Source organism: Neptuniibacter caesariensis (assembly GCF_000153345.1).
Classification (GTDB): domain Bacteria; phylum Pseudomonadota; class Gammaproteobacteria; order Pseudomonadales; family Balneatricaceae; genus Neptuniibacter; species Neptuniibacter caesariensis.
In genome coordinates this window covers 1,026,544-1,048,974 of record NZ_CH724125.1, presented here as the reverse complement: position 1 = coordinate 1,048,974, position 22,431 = coordinate 1,026,544, and the positions used below count along the sequence as shown (strand labels likewise).

General features: G+C 43.8%; 22 protein-coding genes. 10 read left to right on the top strand and 12 right to left on the bottom strand.

All coding sequences use genetic code 11. From position 1 onward, the window contains the following. Window positions 1–96: 96 nt before the first annotated feature. Complete coding sequence (locus MED92_RS05015) at window positions 97–1,875, bottom strand: DEAD/DEAH box helicase (protein WP_007020418.1); 1,779 nt, start codon at window positions 1,873–1,875, stop codon at window positions 97–99. A 210-nt stretch (window positions 1,876–2,085) separates the two neighbouring features. Continuing rightward, a complete protein-coding gene (locus tag MED92_RS05010; RefSeq protein WP_007020417.1) occupies window positions 2,086–2,880 on the bottom strand; it encodes a response regulator transcription factor in 795 nt (264 codons plus the stop codon). A 132-nt stretch (window positions 2,881–3,012) separates the two neighbouring features. Here MED92_RS05010 and MED92_RS05005 point away from each other — a divergent pair, with 132 nt between their 5' ends. Both MED92_RS05005 and MED92_RS05000 read left to right on the top strand, forming a co-directional pair. After that, window positions 3,013–3,870: a TraB/GumN family protein gene (locus tag MED92_RS05005; RefSeq protein WP_007020416.1), complete on the top strand. Its 858-nt coding sequence runs from the start codon at window positions 3,013–3,015 to the stop codon at window positions 3,868–3,870. Window positions 3,871–3,879: 9 nt separating this feature from the next. Further along, window positions 3,880–4,410: a hypothetical protein gene (locus MED92_RS05000; protein WP_007020415.1), complete on the top strand. Its 531-nt coding sequence runs from the start codon at window positions 3,880–3,882 to the stop codon at window positions 4,408–4,410. 138 nt (window positions 4,411–4,548) lie between these two features. Here the strand turns inward: MED92_RS05000 and MED92_RS04995 are convergent, their stop codons facing one another. From MED92_RS04995 to MED92_RS04970, 7 genes are all read right to left on the bottom strand, one after another. Next, window positions 4,549–5,187, bottom strand: a complete 639-nt coding sequence (locus tag MED92_RS04995) for a helix-turn-helix domain-containing protein (RefSeq protein WP_007020414.1) — start codon at window positions 5,185–5,187, stop codon at window positions 4,549–4,551. A gap of 158 nt (window positions 5,188–5,345) precedes the next feature. After that, a complete protein-coding gene (locus MED92_RS04990) occupies window positions 5,346–5,666 on the bottom strand; it encodes a hypothetical protein (protein ID WP_007020413.1) in 321 nt (106 codons plus the stop codon). 95 nt (window positions 5,667–5,761) lie between these two features. Continuing rightward, complete coding sequence (locus MED92_RS04985; RefSeq protein WP_007020412.1) at window positions 5,762–6,238, bottom strand: DUF3106 domain-containing protein; 477 nt, start codon at window positions 6,236–6,238, stop codon at window positions 5,762–5,764. Continuing rightward, window positions 6,225–6,395: a hypothetical protein gene (locus MED92_RS18955; RefSeq protein WP_007020411.1), complete on the bottom strand. Its 171-nt coding sequence runs from the start codon at window positions 6,393–6,395 to the stop codon at window positions 6,225–6,227. The genes MED92_RS04985 and MED92_RS18955 overlap by 14 nt, the downstream gene beginning before the upstream one ends. 7 nt (window positions 6,396–6,402) lie before the next feature. After that, entirely contained in the window at window positions 6,403–6,786 is a 384-nt protein-coding gene (locus MED92_RS04980; RefSeq protein ID WP_007020410.1) for a hypothetical protein, read from the bottom strand. Next, window positions 6,776–7,330, bottom strand: coding sequence for an RNA polymerase sigma factor (locus MED92_RS04975; protein ID WP_202899529.1), 555 nt, complete (start codon window positions 7,328–7,330; stop codon window positions 6,776–6,778). The genes MED92_RS04980 and MED92_RS04975 overlap by 11 nt, the downstream gene beginning before the upstream one ends. Before the next feature lie 44 nt (window positions 7,331–7,374). Beyond that, on the bottom strand, window positions 7,375–8,406 hold the full coding sequence (locus tag MED92_RS04970; protein WP_007020408.1) for a M48 family metallopeptidase: 1,032 nt from the start codon (window positions 8,404–8,406) through the stop codon (window positions 7,375–7,377). Between the two features lie 184 nt (window positions 8,407–8,590). On the opposite strand from MED92_RS04970, the gene MED92_RS04965 reads away from it, so the two are divergent. The 7 genes from MED92_RS04965 to MED92_RS04935 all read left to right on the top strand — a co-directional run bounded on the left by MED92_RS04965 (window position 8,591) and on the right by MED92_RS04935 (window position 13,828). Further along, the gene (locus MED92_RS04965) at window positions 8,591–9,652 is read left to right on the top strand and encodes a hypothetical protein (RefSeq protein ID WP_007020407.1); all 1,062 of its coding nucleotides are present in this window, start codon (window positions 8,591–8,593) and stop codon (window positions 9,650–9,652) included. Between the two features lie 73 nt (window positions 9,653–9,725). Continuing rightward, a complete protein-coding gene (locus MED92_RS04960; RefSeq protein ID WP_007020406.1) occupies window positions 9,726–10,961 on the top strand; it encodes a sigma-70 family RNA polymerase sigma factor in 1,236 nt (411 codons plus the stop codon). A 47-nt stretch (window positions 10,962–11,008) separates the two neighbouring features. Beyond that, the gene (locus MED92_RS04955) at window positions 11,009–11,509 is read left to right on the top strand and encodes a DUF2878 domain-containing protein (protein WP_007020405.1); all 501 of its coding nucleotides are present in this window, start codon (window positions 11,009–11,011) and stop codon (window positions 11,507–11,509) included. Beyond that, a complete protein-coding gene (locus MED92_RS04950; RefSeq protein WP_007020404.1) occupies window positions 11,502–12,038 on the top strand; it encodes a hypothetical protein in 537 nt (178 codons plus the stop codon). Before MED92_RS04955 ends, MED92_RS04950 begins: the two co-directional genes overlap by 8 nt. Next, on the top strand, window positions 12,035–12,601 hold the full coding sequence (locus MED92_RS04945) for a DUF3833 domain-containing protein (protein WP_007020403.1): 567 nt from the start codon (window positions 12,035–12,037) through the stop codon (window positions 12,599–12,601). The genes MED92_RS04950 and MED92_RS04945 overlap by 4 nt, the downstream gene beginning before the upstream one ends. A gap of 14 nt (window positions 12,602–12,615) precedes the next feature. After that, window positions 12,616–13,425: an SDR family NAD(P)-dependent oxidoreductase gene (locus MED92_RS04940; RefSeq protein WP_007020402.1), complete on the top strand. Its 810-nt coding sequence runs from the start codon at window positions 12,616–12,618 to the stop codon at window positions 13,423–13,425. Beyond that, complete coding sequence (locus tag MED92_RS04935; RefSeq protein WP_007020401.1) at window positions 13,409–13,828, top strand: nuclear transport factor 2 family protein; 420 nt, start codon at window positions 13,409–13,411, stop codon at window positions 13,826–13,828. Before MED92_RS04940 ends, MED92_RS04935 begins: the two co-directional genes overlap by 17 nt. 537 nt (window positions 13,829–14,365) lie before the next feature. On the opposite strand, the gene MED92_RS04930 is transcribed toward MED92_RS04935, so the two are convergent. Continuing rightward, window positions 14,366–16,252: a methyl-accepting chemotaxis protein gene (locus MED92_RS04930; protein ID WP_007020400.1), complete on the bottom strand. Its 1,887-nt coding sequence runs from the start codon at window positions 16,250–16,252 to the stop codon at window positions 14,366–14,368. Window positions 16,253–16,447: 195 nt separating this feature from the next. Further along, complete coding sequence (locus MED92_RS18415; protein ID WP_007020399.1) at window positions 16,448–17,158, bottom strand: amino acid ABC transporter substrate-binding protein; 711 nt, start codon at window positions 17,156–17,158, stop codon at window positions 16,448–16,450. Window positions 17,159–17,623: 465 nt separating this feature from the next. Between MED92_RS18415 and MED92_RS04920 the strand changes: the two genes are divergently transcribed. After that, entirely contained in the window at window positions 17,624–20,812 is a 3,189-nt protein-coding gene (locus MED92_RS04920) for an NAD-glutamate dehydrogenase domain-containing protein (RefSeq protein WP_007020398.1), read from the top strand. 89 nt (window positions 20,813–20,901) lie between these two features. On the opposite strand, the gene MED92_RS04915 is transcribed toward MED92_RS04920, so the two are convergent. Next, entirely contained in the window at window positions 20,902–22,431 is a 1,530-nt protein-coding gene (locus tag MED92_RS04915) for a cryptochrome/photolyase family protein (RefSeq protein ID WP_202899528.1), read from the bottom strand.

The following is a 22,431-nucleotide window of genomic DNA, read 5'->3' as shown; positions in this document are numbered from 1 at the left end:
TCTAAATGCCCGTACCCCTTGGAGTACCAGAGGTGCATACGAAGGGGGTGTAGCACCTCTGATAAAGGGGATTACCATGGGTAATTAAAGAGTCAATTAACTCTCTTTAGACTTTCTTGAATCTTTGTTGCGACGTGGCTTGCCACGGTGGTTTCCGCCTTTTCCACGATGATTTCCACCGCCACGGCGTTGACCGCCACCGCCTCCAGCCGCTTCCTTGATATTAAGGCGCTGGCCGCATACAACAACTTTGCGAAGTTGCTGTAGAACAGATTTTGGCATGCCTGCTGGCAGGTCTACAGTAGAGCAATCATCAAAGATTTCGATACTACCGATAAAGTTAGCATCCAGATCTGCTTCATTGGCAATAGCGCCGACAATGTTTTTCGGCGCAACATCATTGTCGTGACCGACATTGATCAGATAGCGTTTCATCTCCACATCAGGATGGTCCTTAAGCGCTTTCGCCTTAGTAGACATACCTTTTGGTGGGCGCTTGTCTCGGTTATCGCGACCATCTCGGCCTTCACGTTCGCGACGTGGTGGCCTTTCCTGCTCTTTCATCAATAATGGCGTTTCACCCTGAAGAAGATGAGCTAAAGCTGAAGCGATTACGATTGGGTCTGCATCATGCTCCTGCTGATATTCAGTCAGCAGATTGCGGAAGAAATCCAGATCCTGGCCGTCGATTGTCTGGCTGATACGATCTACGAAACGCTGAACACGTTTTTCGTTGATATCATCCGTAGAAGGCAGTTGCATGGATTCGATCTTCTGGCGCGTTGCGCGTTCAATCGATTTCAGCATACGTTGCTCACGTGGAGAAACGAACAGAATTGCTTCACCTTCACGACCCGCTCGGCCGGTACGGCCAATACGGTGTATGTAAGATTCGGTATCGTATGGGATATCGTAGTTTAGTACGTGGCTGATACGCTCAACGTCAAGACCACGTGCGACAACATCAGTAGCAATCAGAATGTCGATCTGGCCGCGCTTCAGTTTGTCGATTGTGCGCTCACGCAGATTTTGCGAAATATCGCCATTCAAAGCTTCGCAGGCATAACCACGAGCTGATAACTTTTCCGCCAGTTCTACCGTAGCTGATTTAGTACGAACAAAGACCAGCATTGCATCAAATGCCTGCATCTCAAGGATGCGGGTGACGGCGTCCAGCTTTTGATTACCAGATACACGTAGGTATTTCTGGGTGATGGTAGTAGCGGTTGCTGTTTTCGCTTTAATTCTGACTTCGGCAGGATCATTCAGGTGCGCTTCGGCAACTGATTTGATCTGCGCAGGCATAGTTGCAGAGAACAGGGCAATCTGACGATCTTCCGGAGTGTGCTCCAGAACCCAGTTAACATCATCGATGAAGCCCATGCGTAACATTTCGTCGGCTTCATCAAGTACCAGCGCTTGTAGTTTGTCCAGTTTTAGCGAACCACGACGCATGTGGTCCATAACACGGCCTGGTGTGCCGACAACAACCTGAGCACCGCGCTTCAACTGACGCAGCTGGCTATCATAAGCCTGGCCGCCGTAGATAGGCAGTACATGGAAGTCTGGTAAGTTGCGTGCGTATGTCTGGCAAGCTTCAGCAACCTGGATTGCCAATTCACGGGTAGGTGCCAGAATCAGAAGCTGTGTGTTACGGCTCTTAAGGTTCAGCCGAGACAGTAACGGCAGTGAGAACGCTGCTGTTTTACCAGTACCTGTTTGAGCAATACCTAGCAGGTCGCGACCTTCTAAAAGGTGCGGGATACTAGCTGCTTGAATCGGAGAAGGCGTTTCGTAACCGATCTCGTCGAGTACTTTTAAAACGGGTTCTGCAATGCCAAGTTCAGCAAATGATAGCTGATCTTCTGAATTCATATTTATGAGGTACCTGTTTGGAATTAGGGCAGGGCTGCATCAAAGTAATTTAGGATACAGTATAGGCTGCTCTGGTAGGAAAGCGTGGCATTATACACTTCGATTGGCTCAGAGCAAGGATTGATCAGTTTTTAATTGATTTATACCGTTATCTTGAGAATTTGAGGGTAACAGGTCCAGATCAGGTTAGTCAGTCCAGAGAGCGGGGATTTAGTCTTCAAGAATTCTTGCGAGTAACTTTTTCACCGTAGAGGGTTCAAATGGCTTGTCTGTCATGGCATTTACGCCAGATTTAGCCACATTACTCAGATGAGCATGGCTGGACTCACTGGTTACCATCATGATTGGCAAGTGAGAATAATCAATTGAACTTCGAATATATTCGGCGAGTTGAAGTCCGTTGACCTCTGGCATGTTGTAATCGGTAACTACAAGGTCAAAGCCATTTGGTAAAAGTTGCATCGCCTCTGAACCATCAACCGCTTGGGTGATATGTGTGATACCAAGATTACCAAGTACTTTGATAATTACATTACGCGCCATACGACTATCATCGACGACTAATACTCGCAGTGATGCCGGGTCGTAATATTCAAGGTCCAGCTCATCATTTGATAGCAGATCCAACGTCGAGTTAATCGCTGTTGCAAGGTTATCGTGCGAAAAAGGTTTGGGCAAAATGGCGATGACACCCGATTGCTTGAATTGATCAAGCTCGGAATGTCGGGTTTCACTGGAGATAAGCATGAATGGCAGGTCGCTCAATTCATCTGACTGACGGATGAATTGCAATAGATCCATTGCTGAACCATCGGGTAAGTAAAGTGAGCTAATCACCAGATCAGGCCGTACCGCTTTTATCCTGACTTGTGCAGAACTAACACTGTCAGCTTCATCGATGGCTTCAACCAATTCCTTATTAAGCTCCTGGCGAATAATTTTCCGCTGCATTGCAGAGGGTTCAACCAATAGGATGTTGAGATCGGATGAGGTGAGTTCTGACATACTTCTGCTCTTTGTACTTTTTCTTGTTTTTCTACAACATAGCAGGGTTCGGCTGTAATCTGAATTAGTTTTTCCGGGTATATGCTAAGGTAGCTAAATTAATGTTTGTCTGGACTTAGAGAAAGGATTTTCATGAAATCAGTTATTAGTGCCATTCTTGCAATCTGCTGTGCATTTCCGGTTTGGGCGGAAACCGCCTTATGGAAAGTGAGTAAAGGTGATACCCATCTTTATCTGGGGGGGACTATTCATCTACTCGCGCCAGAAGATTTGCCTTTCCCTAAAGCTTTTGATCAAGCGTTCGAGTCTTCAGAAACGGTTGTTCTGGAAACTGATATGCAAAAGCTGTTAGATCCGCAAACCCAATTAATGCTCATGTCGCAGCTTTCCTATCAGGACGGACGTCTGCTTAACCAGCAGATATCAAGTCAACTTTACAGCGAATTAAATCAATATCTTAAAGATCGCCAACTGATGCCGAACATGTTTATTGGTATGAAGCCTGCGGGTGTCATGTTGACTATGCTGGCGATTGAATTTCAGCGTTTGGGTATCTCAGAGAGCGGTGCGGATACCTATTACTATAAACAGGCAGTCGCTACGGGTAGAAAGGTCGCAGGTCTTGAATCCATTGAGCAGCACATGAGCTTTATTGCTGAACTGGGAGAGGGTAATGAAGAGCGTTTTCTGCGTCAGACTCTGGATGATATGGCAAAGACTGAAACCATGATGCGTAGTATGGTTCGTTACTGGAAAACAGGCGACGTTGCAGGCCTCGAGCGTGAGGTAGTTAATGATATGAAAATGAACTACCCCAGAGTCTATCGATCCTTACTTGTCGAGCGAAATGAAAGATGGTTTCCTCAGATTCAAACGATGTTAAAGTCAGCTGAAATTGAGTTGGTATTGGTGGGGGCCGCACATTTGATTGGCCCTGATGGTATTCTGAAGATGCTCCGTGATCAGGGGTACAAGATTGAACAGCTATAGGGGAGTCTTATGTTAGGGACACGATTAATTCTGTTAGCGATGGATGATTTTCCCGAAGCGAATACTGATACTCAGGCAGAAGTTGTAGCGGTAGCAAACCACCAGATCCCGGTTATGTGGCTACTCGCATTTACCCAGGTTGATATCCGGTGTTTCCCAGTAGGAGAGGGTGATGATGCCATTATTAAGGGGCATGCGGGGTCTGAATATCCTTTACTTGTTGCTAAACGTGAAAGCCTTGTTGCTAACCTCGGTATTGTATTTGAGCAGATGGAATCTAGTTTGAGTGAGATCGATAGGGCGCTTTTTAAAGAATGGAGTGCTTTCGTTGAGCAGCAGACGGCTTCTGTTTTAGCTTTAGACACCTATGAGTTATGGCTAACTAAACCAGAAGAAGGTGCGCTGCTAGCCGAGCTTAATCAGGTGTTTTCTTTGTTTGAAACCATAGCCACCCATTCGAGCGAGGCTCTTGAACAGATGAAGAAAACTGGGCTTTGGCAGTCTGAGAATAGAATAGCGCTAGCAGGATACGGCTGGTAACTTGATAAGATAAAAAAAACCGCCACAGCAAAAGTTTGTTTGAACAAACGAAGATGTGACGGTGTTCAGGAAGGTTAGTTTCAGTATAACCGAATCCTTTGCTTTTGCATCAACTGAATGATGCAGCCTCTATGACTTTTATGCGGTAACCCAGATTACCTCTGCATCTTCTTCGCTGGTAGAAACCAAAGCGTGGCCCATTTCACAATCGTAATAGGCGGAATCACCGGCAAATAATTCAAGTGGCTCATAAAACTCTGTATACAGAAGCAGTGAACCCCGAAGTACAAACAGAAACTCTTCGCCATCATGGCGGACCCAGTCAGTATATTCGTCAAAAGTGCGTGCCCTAACGGTTGTACGATAGGGAATCATCTTTTTGGTGCTGAGCTGGGTTGCTAGTAGTTCGTGCTCGTAGGTTGGTGTTGGATGGGGCAGGCCTTCACCACCGCGAGTAATATCACGGCGACCACCTGCACCAGCGCCCCGGCGCGGTTGAGAAAAAAGCTGCGGAATGTCGATGCCCAATCCCTTTACAAGCTTATTTACCGCACTGAACGTTGGGGAAATCTGTTCGTTTTCTATCTTAGAAAGCGTAGAGCGAGCAAGACCTGTTAACTTGCTGGCTTCTTCGAGGGTCAGGTTCTGGCTAAGTCGTATCTCCTTAACCCGCTTACCTAACTGTAAAGGTTCCAGCGTAGCTTCAGTCTGTCCATTGCCTCTTTGCAGACCCAGTTTCTCTTTCTCTTCCTTAAGGAAAAATGGTTCGTCTGACATACAAGAAACTCCGAATCTGGCTCGATCTAATTATTATCAATTATATAAGGTGCTGTTATCTAAACAGTATACATGTTTGTGGAGAAGTTCCCTAGTCGCTAGGTGTGAGTACAAAAAAAGCCACGTGATAACGTGGCTTGGAAGATTGTATCTGTGCATCAATGGTTTTGATTATAACGGTCACCTTTACGATCAAGCCGAGCATCAATGCGGCTGCCTTTCTGGTCCAGTCGAGCATCAATGCGATCGCCTTTACGGTCTAGTTTTGCCGCCAGCTTATCTTTGCCCTGGCTGGCAGCAATTTCTGATTTTCTATCCAGCCGATCATTGATGCGGTCACCCTTTCGATCCAAATGGTTTTCGATACGATCGCCTTTTTTATCAAGGTGGCGTTCAACTCGATCCCCTTTGTCGGCAGATGCAAATCCAGAAAAAGTAAGGCTTAGCGCTAACAGCGAAGTGATCAATTGAATTTTCATTATTCTGTCCCTTAATTTAATTGTTTGTTACTTTCTAAAACGCTATGGAACAGGTTTGGTTGACAAAAAGAATAAAAAAACGGCCTATTGGCCGTTTAGTTCTGATTATTGCGACGATCCCGGAGTTTCTGCCGAAAAGCTTTCCGCTCTTCGGGACTTAGTTCTTTCCATTTTTTACGCAGCGCCTGACGCTTCTCGGGCGGTAATTCTTTAAAACGCTTAAACTGGCTTCTGAGCTTTTGTTTCTGCTCAGGTGACAATTGATTCCAGCGTTGGAACTGCTTTTTGAGTTTAGCTTGTTGGTCAGGTGTGAGTGACTGCCAGCGTTTGAAGCGTTTCTCTGCTCTGGCGCGTTGCTCAGGAGTCATTTTTTGGTAACGCTCAGCACCCTTTAGCAATTTTTGCTGGCGCTCCTCAGTTAAGTTGCTCCACTTTTCCTGGAAGGGTTGTAGTACGGACTGTTGTGAATCAGTTAATTGATTCCAGTTGAGTTTTTCTGCCTTAGCTGCAGGACTGAAGACGAGTGCCAGACACAAAGCGTAAGAGAAGATAAGAGGTTTATTCTGAGTCATCTTGAGTCTCCTCTTCTTTTTTCTCAAGCGTCTTTTCTGGGTTTTCTTCGAGAATATTAATCATCCAGCTTTGGTTTTCCTCTTCTGCCAGATACTCGAGAAAACTCAAACTAGGAGCGCTTTCATTGGCGGACAGTGGGGCAGTGAGCAAAAGCATAAATACACTACCCTTGCTCAGGCTGCGTAGCGAGCCAATTAATAAATTCGAGATCTTCATAGAATGATAAATCCTCTTCCGCACTGAGCATATCGAGTGTCTCGGCACTAAATTGTGTGCTGGTTGAATCTGGCACTATTTCTGAGCCCGTATCTGGTAACCACAGGACCATGGTCAGTATGGCTGCCATCGCCAAACCAGTAGGGTAAAGACTTTTTTGTAATGACCAGCCCCAGAGTCTTGTGGAATCCTTATCTTGATTACGCTTTTGTAAAGCATCCACACGGGCTTGGTATAGCGCACGCTTTACCTCAGGGGTAAGTTGTGATTCTTGCTTATCCAGTGCCTCCCTGGCCGCTTCATGAAATGCCTGGTCTTTTTCATGATTCATGATGGTCACCTGAAAAATAGTGTGGCTCAAGGTGAGCTCTTAAAGTCTGCGTTGCTCGGGAAAGGTGGGTTTTGACACTTCCTTCACCGCACTGCATTGCTTCAGCGGTCTCTTTAACGCTCAAACCTTCCCAGATTCTCAGTAAGAATGTTTGCTGTTGTCTGGCTGGAAGTTGTTCCAGCGCATGAATGAGCGCATCGCTAAATCGATCTTTGGATAATGCCAGTTCAGGCATATCAGCATTAGGGTCTGCAATCTGTTCTAGCAGATCGATATCCTCTTCATCTGCTTTTTTCAGGCCGATCCAGGCGAATATTTTTCCTGTCAGAGTTTTACGCCTATGAAAGTCGGTTATTCGGTTCTGTAAGATCCGATAAAACAGAGGTTTCCAGTTACTCTCACATTTATCGCTGTAACTTGTGACCAGACTTATCATGCTCTCCTGAACTATATCCAGAGCGTCCTGATCGCAACCGGTCGCAATACGTGCTATCTGAAAAGCCCGGCCTTCAACCTCGGCAAGAAACTGATCTAGTGATTGCACAGAAACTGATCCCGATGCTGGCATTTAAATCTATTCATACCTATTCAACGTTCTGATTTCGAATCGGTTGACAGGTTTTCTGAATTTTTTATACGGATTATCTCTTTTTCAATTCGCAGCGCTCTTTCTACTGTGGTTGGGTGAGAGATCTGCTTCCCATGGGTGATTGTTTGCGGGTGGAGGGTTGCCATGCGTCTCCAGAAGTCGTCCATGCCTTCAATTTCATAGCCAGCCTTGTGCATTAACTTCAGCCCAATAATATCTGCTTCTGTTTCATAATCCTGAGTATGCAGGTTCGCGCCCAAACCCGCGCCAACAAATGGAGACGGAATTCCGCTGCTAATCAAGACAAAGTCAATCAGGCTACCAATAGCGCTGTTTCCCAAGCGTTGGGGGATATGACTTTGGGTGTTGTGGGCCATCTCATGGGCAATGATCAGGGCAAGTTCATTGTCTTGTTCGGTAAAACGCATAAGCCCTGCGGTAATGATAATCCGATTACCGTCAGCAAATCCGTTGATTGAGTCCGAAGAGCTTAAAATAATAGGGTAGCTGCAGATTAATTCCGGCTGCAGAGTAACCTGTTGTTGTTTACCGTTACGCACCAGTTCAATAGTCACAGGCTGACCATCTTTAAGTAGCGCCTTGAATTGTCCCGAGGCTTTCTCGGGAATGATTTTTTCCTGATTGATACTTAGCAGTAGATCCCCAACTTCTAGCAGGTTTTCAGCGGGTGTACCTTTTAGTGGATACAGAACCTTGAGCTGTTCATCCAGATTATAAAGCTCAGCGATGGCACCCCGCTGTTCAATGGGGTAATCCGCTAATCGATGAAAAAGAACGCCCAGTGAGTAATGCTGGTTTTTGGGGCAGCTTTCTGTGTTCTTTGTTAATAGAGGGCGGGCAACTTCGAATAACCTGATTCGTTGCTTCAATTGATATTGGTGGGCTTGGGAAAACTGGCGAGTTCGTTCCTGCTTTATTTGCTCTTCAGTAAGGTGTTCTGGGGTAATTTCCGGGGCGGAGCAACCGCAGAGAGTCATTAGGCTAAAAAGTATCAGAGCAAAAAGCTTCATTGTTGTCCTTTTGTGATCAGCGTTCCTGATTTGAATGTAACGGTGTATTCCTTACAGGTTAGCAAGTTTATAGCAAAGATATGCGAAGCTTTGAAAGAGCTGCTCTGAATATATGAGATGCGGGTAAACCCTTATTTTGCTATTCTGCTGTTCTCTGAAGTTAAGTACAGGTCTGAGTATCGAGATGGATAAAGCATTAATTGTTTCTGCGGCTAAAACAGTCGATAACCTGGGATCTCAACAGCACTGCCTGGCGTTAGAAGAGGCTATCCGTGAGATGGGAGAAACGATCGTTGAGTTAGTCATCGAGCCCCTGCGCACCGATTGGCACAGTCCTGAACAAGAAAATCACTTCCGAAGTGGTTGTGCACCTATTGAGGCTTTGGCCCGAGCTAAACAGTTAATTGAAGCCGGTAGTAACGCTGTATTAATTAGTGGCGAAGATCTGCTGAAGTCGGGTTATGCGCGTGAGGAGCGATTGGCTCGGATGTCGATTTACGGTGATGATTATCCTCTGACCGATGCATATAACGATCTAGCCTCTCATTTTCTTAAAGTACATGACCGCTCAGATGAACATTTTAAAGAGATCGCACGGGCGTTATTCGATAACTACAAACTGAGTTATCGAAATGCGCTTGCTGATGAATTTAGTCCAGAGCTATTGCCGGGAGATAAATGGTATCAGCCGATAACTGGGCTCTTTAGGGGCGTTGATTGTGCTAACCCTCTCGTTGATTTCTCCGGCAGAATCCTCATCTGTAATGAGCAGCTTGCTGATCAACTGAAGGTTCCTGCGAGTGAACGGGTTGAAGTTAAAGCGGTTGGACTGGGCCGAACAGAAGGGGATGGGCAAGGCTACATCGATCAGATTGCCTGTTATGAACATCTTAAGCAGGCTTATGATAGTTGTTGTGAGCACGCCGATTTTGATTTCCCGTCACGCTTTAAAAACGGTGAAGCATTACTTGAAGCCTATACCTGCTATCCGGTGGTCCCCATGGCATTCTTGCTGATTAGTGGCTTAGTTGATGTTCTGGATGAAATACCTGAATTTCTTGAATCGCATAGCATTACCGTAACTGGCGGTATGAATCTGGCCCGTGCGCCATGGAATAATCCAGCGCTTAACGGTCTGATCACTATGCATCATAGGTTACTGGAAGGTGCTGAAAAGTATGGCCTTGTTCATGGCAATGGAGGTCTGGGGTATCGGCAAGGTGTGGCTCTTTTAGAAAAATATTAATCAATCCAGTCAGCGGATTAACGCGTATCGCATTGCAGTGATTACAGAAATATACTGCAATGAGCTACCCTAAATGACTGATCTGAATATCGCATTTCAGGCCGGCGACGAGCTAAGCCTGCAACCGGCTGTAAACAATATATCAGAAGCCAGTTCACTTGATATTTACAGCCAGGAACTTTCCCGTCTGGACCTCTTATCTGCTGATGCGGAGCGTCAGTTAGGCCGTGAAATTGATCTGGTTATCTCTGAAATGGTCGAGCTGATATGTGAATCTGAGGAGGGCTTGCAAGTACTCGCTGATGAGTTGGATACCTACCTTTTCTCATATCAAGATCGTATGGGACAGGCCACCAAGCGTTGGAAGTTTTCTAATGAGCCTGCCTACATTGCAAACATCCTGCACACCCTTATCGATACCCTTGAAGTTATGTTGCTTCTTAATGAGGAATCAAAGCAGCAGAAAATTATTTTAGGGAATCTAATCCAGTTAGTAGGCAATTTGACCTTTGGCAGAGAAAAGCTAGTAAGGATCCTCACCTCAGGTCTTCGTACCACTGAAGAGGTTGATAGCTTAATAAGTCGCTATGAGAAACTACGAAGTAAACTTATCGAGAAAAACCTCCGGTTGGTTTACGTTGTAGCCCTGCGATTTAAAAGTAGCGGAGTCAGTCTGGATGACCTTATACAGGAGGGAAATATCGGTCTGCTGAAGGCTGCTGATCGTTTTAATTTTGTTCATGGCTACCGATTTTCCACTTATGCTTTCTGGTGTATTCAAAACGTACTCAAAACGGCTTTGCAGAAAAACTACCATACAATTTCCCGTCCAAGTTACTTGCAGGAAAAGCTAAGTGTCATCAAACGCGAGTCGGTGCGTTTTCTCAATCAGTATGGTCGGTATCCAGGGACCACTGAACTATCCGAATTAACCAGTATTCCCGAAGCCATGCTTGAAAAGATTAAATCGTTTCCTGCAGAGCCTTTGTCATTAAGCCAGCCAGTGAGCCGCTCCCAGGAAGGTGAAGATCTCACTGTGGAATCGACTCTTGAAGATAATGCTATGGCGGCTGAGAAAGAGACCGATATCGCATTGAAGCGACGTATGCTCGAACGGATGTCTTTACGCTTGAACGAACGAGAATATAAAGTACTGAAGATGCGTTTCGGAATCGATTGTCATACCGAACACACACTTGAAGAGATCTCGCATCAGTTGAATGTCAGTGTTGAGAGAGTGAGACAACTACAAAAGATTGCCTTAGAAAAACTTCAGACAACCTTTGCCCCAGATTCACAGAACAACTGATCTGCTTGCCTGCTCCTCGCGTAATAGATTTAAACGGGAGGGAATATATGAGTGAAAACTTTTGGGTCAATCTGATCGGCTTTCAGCTTGTCTGGTGGTTATCTATCCTGTTTGGTAACGCAGTTATTCTTCCAGTGACATTTATTTTGTTGCTGCACATTTTTTTTCATAGCCAGCCTGGTAGCGAATTAAAAGTACTTTTCTTTAGCGCACTACTCGGTTTTTCGGTAGATCTTAGCCTGACCCTCAATGGCGTTTTTATTTTCCCTGATAGTCATTTTCCTCCCTTATGGTTAGCACTCCTTTGGTTCGGCTTCTGCGCTACGTTGCAGATTAGTTTGAAGTATTTCTCGGACCGTATCCCTCTCGCCTTTTTGGTAGGTGGGCTTGGTGGCAGTAGTACTTACCTAGCGGCCGCTAAATTAGACGCTGTCGAATTTGGTTATGGATGGCTAAGTACTTTCCTGATTTTACTGGTGGTTTGGACCTTTCTTTACCCACTGCTTATTTTCTTAACCCGACGTATTAGGAGGGAAAACCTTGCCTAGGTTCAATGTCATATTTACTGCTCTGATTTTGTCTGCCCTGGTCCATTCGCAATCATTAAAAGCCAGCGAGATTCAAAATGAAGCATGGATTGTTGTCGGTAAAGCCAGCTTATCTGTGCTCTGGTTTGATATTTATGATGCTTCGCTTTTGACCCTAAACGGGCAGTTCGAAAGCTATCAGCAACCATTAGCAATTCAATTGTTATACAAACGAAATATCAGTAAGGAAGATCTACTTAAGGAAACAGATAAGCAGTTAAAACGTTTCGTGACTGAAGAAGGGGTAAGGAGTCGATGGATCAATGAGTTAGCAGTGATCTGGCCAGACATTAATAAAGGTGATCAGCTTGTTTATCAGACTGATCTTAACCGGGTTGGCCACTTCATTTTTAACCAGCGGTTAATTGGCAGCATTAAAGACCCATTATTTTCGGAAACTTTTCCCCGGATCTGGCTTTCACCAGACGGTAAATACCCAAAACTCGCTTCACGCCTCAGAGGTGAGAGCACTATTGGAGCTAAACAATGAACCCGCGGAGTAAGTTATTTTTATTGTCAGTTTTACTGGTGATCGCTGGTTGCTCGGCAACGATTGATGAATACCAGGGTACCGAACCCAAGCTTCAGCTAGAACAATTTTTTTCAGGCCAATTAGAGGCTTATGGAATAGTTCAGGATCGAAGCGGTAAGGTGCTCAGGCGTTTTCGTGCGGACATCGTAGGTAAATGGGAAGAGAATCGCGGAGTGCTGGATGAAAACTTTGTATTTGCAGATGGTGAAATGCAACACCGTTGCTGGAGGCTGGCTAAGGAAGGAAGTCATTATTCAGGCGTCGCTGCAGATGTGCTAGGCAAAGCCACAGGTGAGGTTAAAGGTCATGCACTAAACTGGCGCTATACCTTACAGGTACCGATAGGAGAGAAGGTATGGGATATCCAGCTAAACGATTGGATGTATTTGGTTGATGAAGAAAATCTGATTAATCGGGCGAGTATGTCTAAATTCGGTATTGATGTGGGTGAGATTACCCTGTTTATCAGGAAAACAGGAGATGTCGCTATGCGTGATCTTACACAGGGCTGTGGTATTTAGAAAGGTAAATAACGATGAGAAACCTACCCTGGAAGAGTGTCTGGATAACTGGAGCGGGTAAAGGTATAGGTGCGGCACTTGCTGAAGCCTTATCTGAACGAGGTTGTACCGTATATATATCTTCAAGAACACCGGATGATCTGGAAAAAGTGAAGCAGCGATGCGACAAATTTCCTGGTTTAGTTGTGCCTATTCCTCTGGATATAACTGATCATTATCAAATTGAGGATATGATGAAAAGCTGGGATAAAGGGGCTGGGCTACCCGAGCTTGTTGTTTTGAACGCAGGGACCCATGATCCGTTTCCTGCTCAGGAGTTTAGCGCAAGCCGTTGTAAACGCTTATTGAAAGTTAATCTACAGGGTACGATCAACTGTTTAGATCCGGTGTTAGATCGATTTATTCAAACCGGCAAAGGGCATGTCGCAGTGATGGCTTCGGTAGCGGGATACAGAGGACTGCCTACCGCCGCAGCGTATGGTGCAGGGAAAGCGGCATTGAATAATATGTGTGAAGCTCTCTATCTTGACCTTAAAGGGAGCGGGGTAAAGTTGCAGGTTATCAATCCCGGGTTTGTACGAACTCCGTTAACAGATAAAAATGAGTTTGCCATGCCTGCTTTAATTGAACCAGAAGATGCTGCACAGAGAATAATTAAAGGGTTGTTGTCATCCCGCTTTGAAATAACGTTTCCAAAGCGATTTGTCTACTTTCTTAAGCTACTCAGATTATTACCTAACAGCTGGTACCTGTGGCTGATTAGTCATACAGTAAAAACTGAAACAGTTTCGACAAGGAAGCAAGATCATGGCGAGCAGGCTTAAAGCCTATTTAGATCTGTTACAGAACCTTAGCCCTCGGACTTTAGATCAGTTAGCGGATTTAACTTCGGGGGAGTTTGAGTTTAAAGACCCCTTCAATCACACACATACGCGAGATGAATTTATAGCTATCCTTGACGATATGTACCAAAAACTCGGAGCGGTCAGCTTCACTATTCACTCTGTGATGGAAAATGATTCTGAGGCGATGATTCAGTGGACCTTTGAGGCCAGCAGCAAATTTACAGGGCCTATCCATTTTCAGGGTATGAGCCATATCAGTCTAAATGACATGGGTATAGTGAAATCCCATATTGATTATTGGGATGGGTCTAAGCTGATGCAAACGCTGCCAGTTCTGGGGAAAGGAATTAGTTTTCTGCGAAATAAATTCGCCAGTACATAGAGCTACGCCTGTTATAAGGGGTAGCTTTATATGACTTAACTCAGTTTATTGTTTATACAACACTGTTGAAAATCGTTTAGGGTACTGCAATATAGACGTTTCTATTTTTTTATAGTTGAACTGCCGTTTTTGTACAGGCTAACTATATGGATTTATAGGTCAGTTTTGTATTTATGATTTTAATTAAAAGGATTTGGTTATCATAAGAGATAATTTTTTATGATTTGAACGATGTTTGATCTATCGCTATATTGGTTCCTGCAAGTACGATCAATATATATCATTATTTTTTAGCGGCCCGCTCAGGCCGCTATTTTTTTATTAATAATTGATATTTGCAGATGTTTTAAGACTTTTATGATTATATTGAATTAAAACTGCTCGAGTGAAAATTAATATGTTATAAAAGTTAAAAGCCTAAAGCGGCTATCCCCGTATGACCGTACGGAGATAAGCAACCTTAAGTTATGTAATCGTGTTATCAATCGTTATAAAGCTTCTCGAATATAAATCAGCATGTCGATGGCTTTGTTAGCTTCATTGATACGAAAACTTCCTGGTCATTTCACCCATTTGCTCTGCATTGGTTTTGAGGGTTTCGGCAGAGCTTACAATTGCATTTGAGATGCAACCGTTTTGTTCAACACCACGTGCAATCTCATCCATATTGGCAGCCATTTCACGGGTTGTACTCGCCACCTCATCAACTGCACCAGTGATTTCAGTGCTTGTATTCAGCGTTTGCAGAGATTGGCTTTCAATCTCTTTGACGGCTTCTTGTGCTTCATTACCCTGGCGTTTTACCTTGGCTATGCTTTTAGTGCTTTTGTTCATCACATCAATAACTGAAGCGGTTTGATGCTGTATCGCTCGGACGGTATCGGTTATCTCACCTGTGGCTTTGACGGTGCTTTCAGCTAGTGTTCGGACTTCATCAGCCACAACGGAGAAACCTCTGCCTGCCTCACCCGCTCTAGCGGCCTCTATAGCGGCATTAAGTGCCAGAAGGTTTGTTTGATCAGCAAGGTCATTAATAATTAAAAGTACTTTATCTATATCCAGCGAGTGCTGTTGTAGCTTTTCCAATTGCTGAGATGATGCTTCAACCACAATTGCCGTATCGCTCAATGCTTCCATTGCGTCACTGATAATAGATCCACCATTTACAGCAGCGTTATGGGCATTTTGACTGTCTTGCTGAAGGCTCTGAACCCTACTTGCAACTTGTTCTGTTGTCGCGCTGATTTGTTCAGTAGCACTGGCTAGATGGTTGGACTGATCCGATACTATATTGTTGTTTTTGGCAATTGTATGTATAGCTTCAGACAAATCTTCACTTTGCAGCTGTAAGTCTGACTGGCTTCTTGATACCTGCTGAATTATTGTCCGTAGATCGTCAGTCATTGTGTTGACGGCATAGGAAACCTGGTAGAACTCATCCGCTTTATTGTTGGATAACTTCAGCCTTTTAGAGAGATCGCCGGCAGCAATCTTGTTAACCTGAGATATTATCTTTCTTAGAGTCAAACCTGCAGAAAGACCAATTTTGGCGACTATAGAGCTGATTGATATAGCTAAAATTGCACTGATAATAATTATTGTTAATTTGGTTTTCTCCGTAGATGATTCTGCTTCCTGACGAGCTTTGTTTAGTAATTCATCCTTTAAGTAGCCCTGTGTATTTAAGATGTGTTCCTTAAAAGATGACCTAATTGTATTTAATTTTTTATGGCTTTGAGCCTGTTCCTCAGCTGCTATGATTAGCTGCCTTGCTTGATCGCTGTAGGCATCTATATAACGGCCAAAGCTATCATTGAAACCTGCGTCATCAATCTTTGACGATAGTTGCTTTATTTGATTGGTAAATTTATCTGAATTTATTCTGGATGGTTCAATAAGAAACTCTTTTTCTAATTGTCGGCTAAGAATATATGACTCTTTGAACATGCTGAAAACGGAAATTTTATCTCTTAACTCGTTTGCTGCGATAGTTAACGGCTTTAAAATCCCTGAATCGTTATCGAAGCCTAGTTTGTCTTTTGCAAGTAGCTGGGCAGTCAAAGCTGCTGAATATTCGGTGAAAATTGATTTCCCTTCCACTAATTTTGTTTTCAATTCAGGGTCGGAATGTAAAGTGGACTTCTCTGTTAGCTCGGATTGGTAACGATTGCTTAATGTAACTATTTCACCCAGAAATTTATCGGTCTCTCCAGGTCTTAATTCTTCGAGTCTGTTTTCTGCAGAAAGCAGTTCAAGTTGAAGGGTTGATAGCATATCACCGGTTGCAGTTAGGTCCGATACTCTCTTCGCTGAAGCGTTTTGTTCTGATAAATTGCTCAGTGATACGTAGCCTAAATACGAAATACTAACCAGTGTTATCAGGACCAAAAACAGAAGCTTGTGTTTTAAAGTAAGCTTTAACATTGTTTACTCGCTTTTCAAATGATTTGAAAGTCATTTATGTAGAGATAGGCCCGATCCCTAATAGACAAAATCTTTACAGGTTCTTTTTAAACGCATCTTCCGGAAGGTTTTCTGACAGCTTAGTCGAGTTGTTATCTATCAACCAATACGAATATTTTATTTGGGTTGATAAGTTTTTTTTGTCAGGGTTTGTTTTTAATGGGTTTGATCTTGGCTCTTGTTTTTAAGCGAGTTGTTGAAGAGTTCTAGTAAGCATGCTCTGTTTTCATTGTTTGAAAACGCTATATAGCTCGGAACAAATTGAATGAATTTTGATTGTAGGTTTTTAATTTTTTCACTTTTAAAGTAGTGTTCTTGTACGGCGGCATCACTTACAAAGGCTTGGATCCTATCTGATTCTAAGAGTTGGCTCAGCTTTTGAGGTGTTATAACAGTCAGTATCCTGTTACCAAGAAACCCTTTCATATTGTCAAAGTGGCTTCCATAGCTGTAACCATTTACGACGCCAATGTTCATCTTAGAATTAAGTATGTCCAGATAACTTTTATTGCTCATCGAGTAAATGTTGACTACTTGATTCACCAATGGGTGAGCTGTATAGGCAAGAAACTGCTTCCGCTCAGGCGTTTTGTAAATCGTAAAGATCGCATCAGCCTTTCCGTTCTTAACCTCTGATACAGCGCGTTTCCAGGGGAGAGAAGTAATTTCATAGTCAGCATTGTTGGCTTCCAGCGTCGCTTTTACTTTCTCATAAGCTATACCGCATAGCTCATTTGAACATTCATAGACATAAGGAGGGTAGTTTTGGGTTACGACTCGAATCTTGCCTTCAAGCCTACATGAGGCATGGAGCTGTTCTGGAGTGAATAACAAAAGCCAAATACCAATTATTACATAAAACTTCATTATCTAGCCTGCGCAGTTTTAATCGTATAAGTCACTATAGTATAGCTGTGAGAAGTTACACTGGATGATGGTAATTATCAGATAGCAAAAAACTTTAACCTTGATAATTGTTTGTTATTGGTAAGCTCGTTTGGGTTTATGTATTTTAAAAAAGGAAAGACCGTAAATGCTTATATAACTCCACTTTATGCAGGACTATTTAGTCCTGCATTTTTTTGTTTTGCATGTGTCGTTTTTGACTCAATAAGTAAATTGTTTTGCGTCAAAATTGTCCATTTTAAAAAACTGGATATGGTTTTTTGATAATTATATTGCTGTTAAACACTGATTTTATTCTCTTAAGTCGGTTGGCATTTATATTGCAATTGATATCTTGTTGATAAAAGAATTAAGCAATCTATCACATTGGTAATAGTACTTTAGGGCTGGGTGATAGTGAGCGCGTAAAAGCAGCAGGATAATATTATGAACTCGAAGAATAAAAAAATCGCTAAAAGCATCAAAGGCAATGGCAGTGAACCGCAGAGCTTCGAGATTAAAAAGTGCTGGTTTAGTGCTATCTCTGAAGATGATCCTTTGGAATTCTGTATTCAGGGTTTGGGACCATTGGTCCCCCTCTCAAAGGTACTGCCTGTTTTGGAAAACATGGGTTCAGATGTTATTACTGCTAATTATGAACTGGATAAGGAGAGAGGATATTGGGTTATCCGCCTAAAACTAGGCACTGAGAGTGGGGATTTATCTAATGATTCAGGATTGCAGAGTAATTTTATCAACCTATTTGTAGCGGTGTTAAAGCATGAATATGAGAACGATGGACTAAATCAACTTATTTCGATGCCAGCTATACAGCTTCAAGATATCGCTTTGCTGCGAGCTACTGTTAGGTATTTGCTGCAAATCTGCGTTCCATATAGCCAACAACGCATTGACTCTACCTTAGTCAGTTACCCCAGTGTAACAGGTTTGCTGGTTAAGCTTTTCCATATTAAATTTGATCCTGAATACAAAGCCTCCAACAGTGAACGTCATGATGTTATTCATAAGTTAAGATTAACTATCAAAGATGAGATGGAAACCATTAGTGGTCGTGATGACGACCAGATCATGCGGAGTTGCCTATCGGTTTTACTCAGTATGATTAGGACCAATTTCTTTCAGTCCTCTCCTAATCACATGATCCCTAAAGCGTTGAGCTTCAAGCTTAGACCGGCTGAAATTATCAATATCCCTCAACCTGCACCAGAGTATGAAACATTTGTTTATAGCTCTCGTATTGAAGGCGTGCATCTGCGCGGTGGAAGAGTTTCTCGCGGGGGATTGCGTTGGTCGGATAGAAAAGAGGACTATCGGACAGAGGTTCTGGGGCTGGTAAAAGCACAGATGGTAAAAAATTCTGTCATCGTTCCAGTCGGTGCTAAAGGCGGCTTTGTTATCAAACAAGGTGGTCGAGAATGCCTGGCTGTCCGCTATTCTGAATTTATTGCTGCGCTTTTAGACATTACCGATAATATAAAAGCGGGTGAGGTGATACCCGCTGACCTTATCCGCTATGACGATGATGATCCCTATCTGGTAGTTGCAGCGGATAAGGGAACAGCTATCCTGTCTGACGTTGCTAATTCAGTGGCCGAAGCATATGAATTCTGGCTTGGTGATGCTTTTGCCTCGGGTGGTGGCAATGGTTACGACCATAAGAAGATGGGTATTACTGCCCGAGGAGCATGGCAATCGACCCAAAGGCTATTTAGAGAGGTTGGGATTGATTGTGATCAGGATCCCTTTACTGTTCTGGGTATTGGAGACATGTCTGGTGACGTATTTGGCAACGGGATGCTGCTGTCAAAGCACATATGCTTAGTAGCTGCTTTTAATCATCAACATATTTTTATCGATCCCACTCCTGATGCAGAGGTCAGTTATAACGAACGACAACGTTTGTTTGATAAGCCGCATTCAAGTTGGGAAGACTACTCCCCTGAACTCATCTCTACTGGTGGTGGCGTATTTTCGAGGGCCTCTAAGAAAGTCTCGTTAACCAATCAGATACGGTCACTCTGTAATTTGCCGCCTTTTGTAACTTCGTTAACTCCAGATGAACTTATTCAGAAGCTTCTCTGCGCCAAGGTAGACCTTCTTTGGAATGGGGGGATAGGAACTTATATTAAAGGCAGTGACGAGAGTAATGAGGAGGTGGCTGACAGGGCAAATGATTCACTGCGAATTGATGCTCATGAGTTAGGGGCACGAATCATTGTCGAAGGAGGAAATCTAGGGCTGACCCAAGCGGCAAGGGTGGAGTTTGCTCGAAATGGCGGTTTGATCACTACTGATGCCATTGATAACTCGGGTGGGGTTGATTGTTCAGATCACGAAGTAAATATTAAGATCCTACTCAAGCAGTTGCAGGATGAAGGGGTTATCGACCAGGAAGAAAGGAACCTGTTACTCGAAGAGATGACTGGGGATGTATCTACCCTGGTTTTGCAAAACAATTTCCAGCAAAGCAAGATGCTGAGTCAATCCAACCATACTTCTGAACTGTTTATCGATAAGCATGCTCAATTAATTAACCTGCTTGAGCAAAAAGGATTACTCAATCGGGAGCTTGAGGGATTACCAGATAACAGTTCTATATCTAAGATGGTTAAGACCAGACAAGGGCTGACTCGCCCTGAAATCTCGATATTGCTCGCTTACAGTAAAACCTACTTATTCAATAAGCTAGCTGACTCCGATCTGATTGATGATGAACTGATACAGAGTAAACTGCTTGCTTACTTTCCCCAAATACTCCGGGAAAAGTACGCGGAGCATATTCTTACTCATCCACTGGCGAAACAAATTCTGGCTGCTCAAATCACTAATCAGATAGCTAACCGAATGGGCTCAACATTTTGCAATAATCTGCTCGGGGTAAAAGATACCGATGCCGCTTTATGGGTGAAGTCTCACATCGCAGCCCGTGAGATTTTCTCAACTTCAGAATTGGAACAGAACATAGAAAGGCTGGGTTTCGATGTGCCGAATAGCTTGCAGATGGAACTGTTATTGAAATTGCATTTTCCTATGGAGAGGGCTGCACAATGGTTGTTAAACCATGAGTCAAGCCAGTTTGATACCCGTAGCGTTATTGAGAAATACCGTCCCTGGGTTGAATATGTTCAGCAACATTTAGAAGACTTCCTGGGTGAGAACGAAACTGATACTTATCAGAATTCAATCGTTGAGCTTGTTGAACAAGGGGTATCTGTAGAGCTGGCGAAACAGCTCGTTGCGATAGATTACTTATTCAATGTTCTCGATATCTCCCTGATTGCTGAGGGCAGTATCTCTGAAATGGCAGAGGTGGCTAAGGTTTACTTCAACTTGAATAGCGAACTGGATCTATTTTGGCTACGCCGCTATATAGCGTGCGTGCCAAATTACGATCATTGGTACCGAAAAGCTAAAGAGACACTGACACATAATATAGATTTAGCGGTTAGACAACGTGCTTTAAAGCATATGACTTTGCCGCCCAACCCGAATGTTATAGCTGCGCTGCAAAATAATGAGCATTACAAGCAGTTAATGAGCGAAATGAGGGCGCTTCCGAGCCATAATTTAGCAGCGATAAATGTGGTCATTGATCAAATCAACCCGATAGGCTGAAGAGGCGCTCGTTGGGGGGGGGCTTAAAGAACCGCATTGCCACTATCTCATTGCTGAGAAAGAGAGTTACGTACAATCAGGTGGATTCGTTAAATGCTTAATGTAGATATTAAGTGTTCACGGTTTTTCAGTATTTCGTTTCTTTCTTTTTCAGGTTTGTTATACCAGTGCTTCACCTGCATGCTGAGACGCGGGTGGCCTTCTAAAATATCCTGCTTATCTGCAACAAATGCCCAGTACAAGGTTGTGAATGGGCAGGCATTCTCACCGTGGGCAACTTTGGGGGAGTAAGGGCAGTGTTCGCAATAGTTAGACATCCGGTTGATATAGTTGCCGCTGGCAATATAGGGCTTTGAGGCGAGGATTCCATTATCAGCGAACTGACTCATTCCCAATGTATTTGGAACCTCGACCCAGGCAACCGCATCTACGTACATACCAAGGTACCAGCGGTGTACCTGCTGCGGGTCAGCACCGTATAGAAGGGCAAATAACCCGGTTACCATAAGGCGCTGAATATGATGGCCGTAACCTTTTTCCAGGACTTGGGATATAGACTCTCTAAGACAGTTCATCTTTGTATCGCCATTCCAGTAAAAAGCGGGTAGATCCCTGTGATGTTCTAAGGCGTTCATCTGCTCCCATTTCTGACTGTAAGTCCAGTACAAGCCACGGACATATTCTCTCCAGCCCAGAATTTGCCTGATAAACCCCTCAACTGCATTAAGTGGAGCATTACCATTTTTATACGCCTGAATAGCCGCCTCTATGACTTCCCAGGGGTGAAGTAATTTAAGATTGAGCGAGGATGAAAGCCATGAATGGTTTAGGAACGGTTCCTGTTGCCACATGGCATCCTGAAAATCGCCAAAGAGAGGAAGGCGATCAGAGATGAATGAGTCAAGTAAGCTAAGCGCTTGTTTGCGACAAACCGGCCACTCAAAACTGTTTAAAGAACCAGGAAGATCAGGAATCAGAGTATTTATCTCATCAATAACTTCTAGCGTCATATTGTCCGGAGTGATATCAGGGTGGTTCCCGGGTGTCGGAGGACCTTTTTTGCCAAAGGGACGTCGGTTACTTGCGTCGAAGTTCCACTTTTCTCCTTCTGGCTTGCCGAAATCGTTGATAAGAATATTGTGTTTCTTCCTTAAATAGCGATACCAGTACTCCATTCGCGGTTGTTTCTTATCTTTGAGCCAGTGTTGAAACTCACCAGGTTCTGTCATGAAGTGATTGTCCGGCAGTACCTGAAGCGACAATTGCCGGCCTTTAATCTGCAAACTCAGCGTGTCTAAAACCCGTTTCTCTCCAGGAAGAACCATCTTAATCTGGCTGACGGTTTTTGTTGCTAAGACACAATCGATGCCTTCGTTGAGTGAGTTAATCCGATCGCGCAGAGTGAAGTAGTTGACCTTAAACCCTTTTTCCCGCAACTCTTGTGAGAAATGGCGCATTGCGCTGATAAATAGTACGGTTCTTTGTTTATTTGAGGGCGGTTGGTTTGATTCATCGACTGTCTCGATCATCAGTACTTCATCTAGTGCTGGATCAAAATCCTCCCATATCAGACTGTCATGGTTTAGCTGATCACCGAGAATCAGGCATAGATTGCGCAC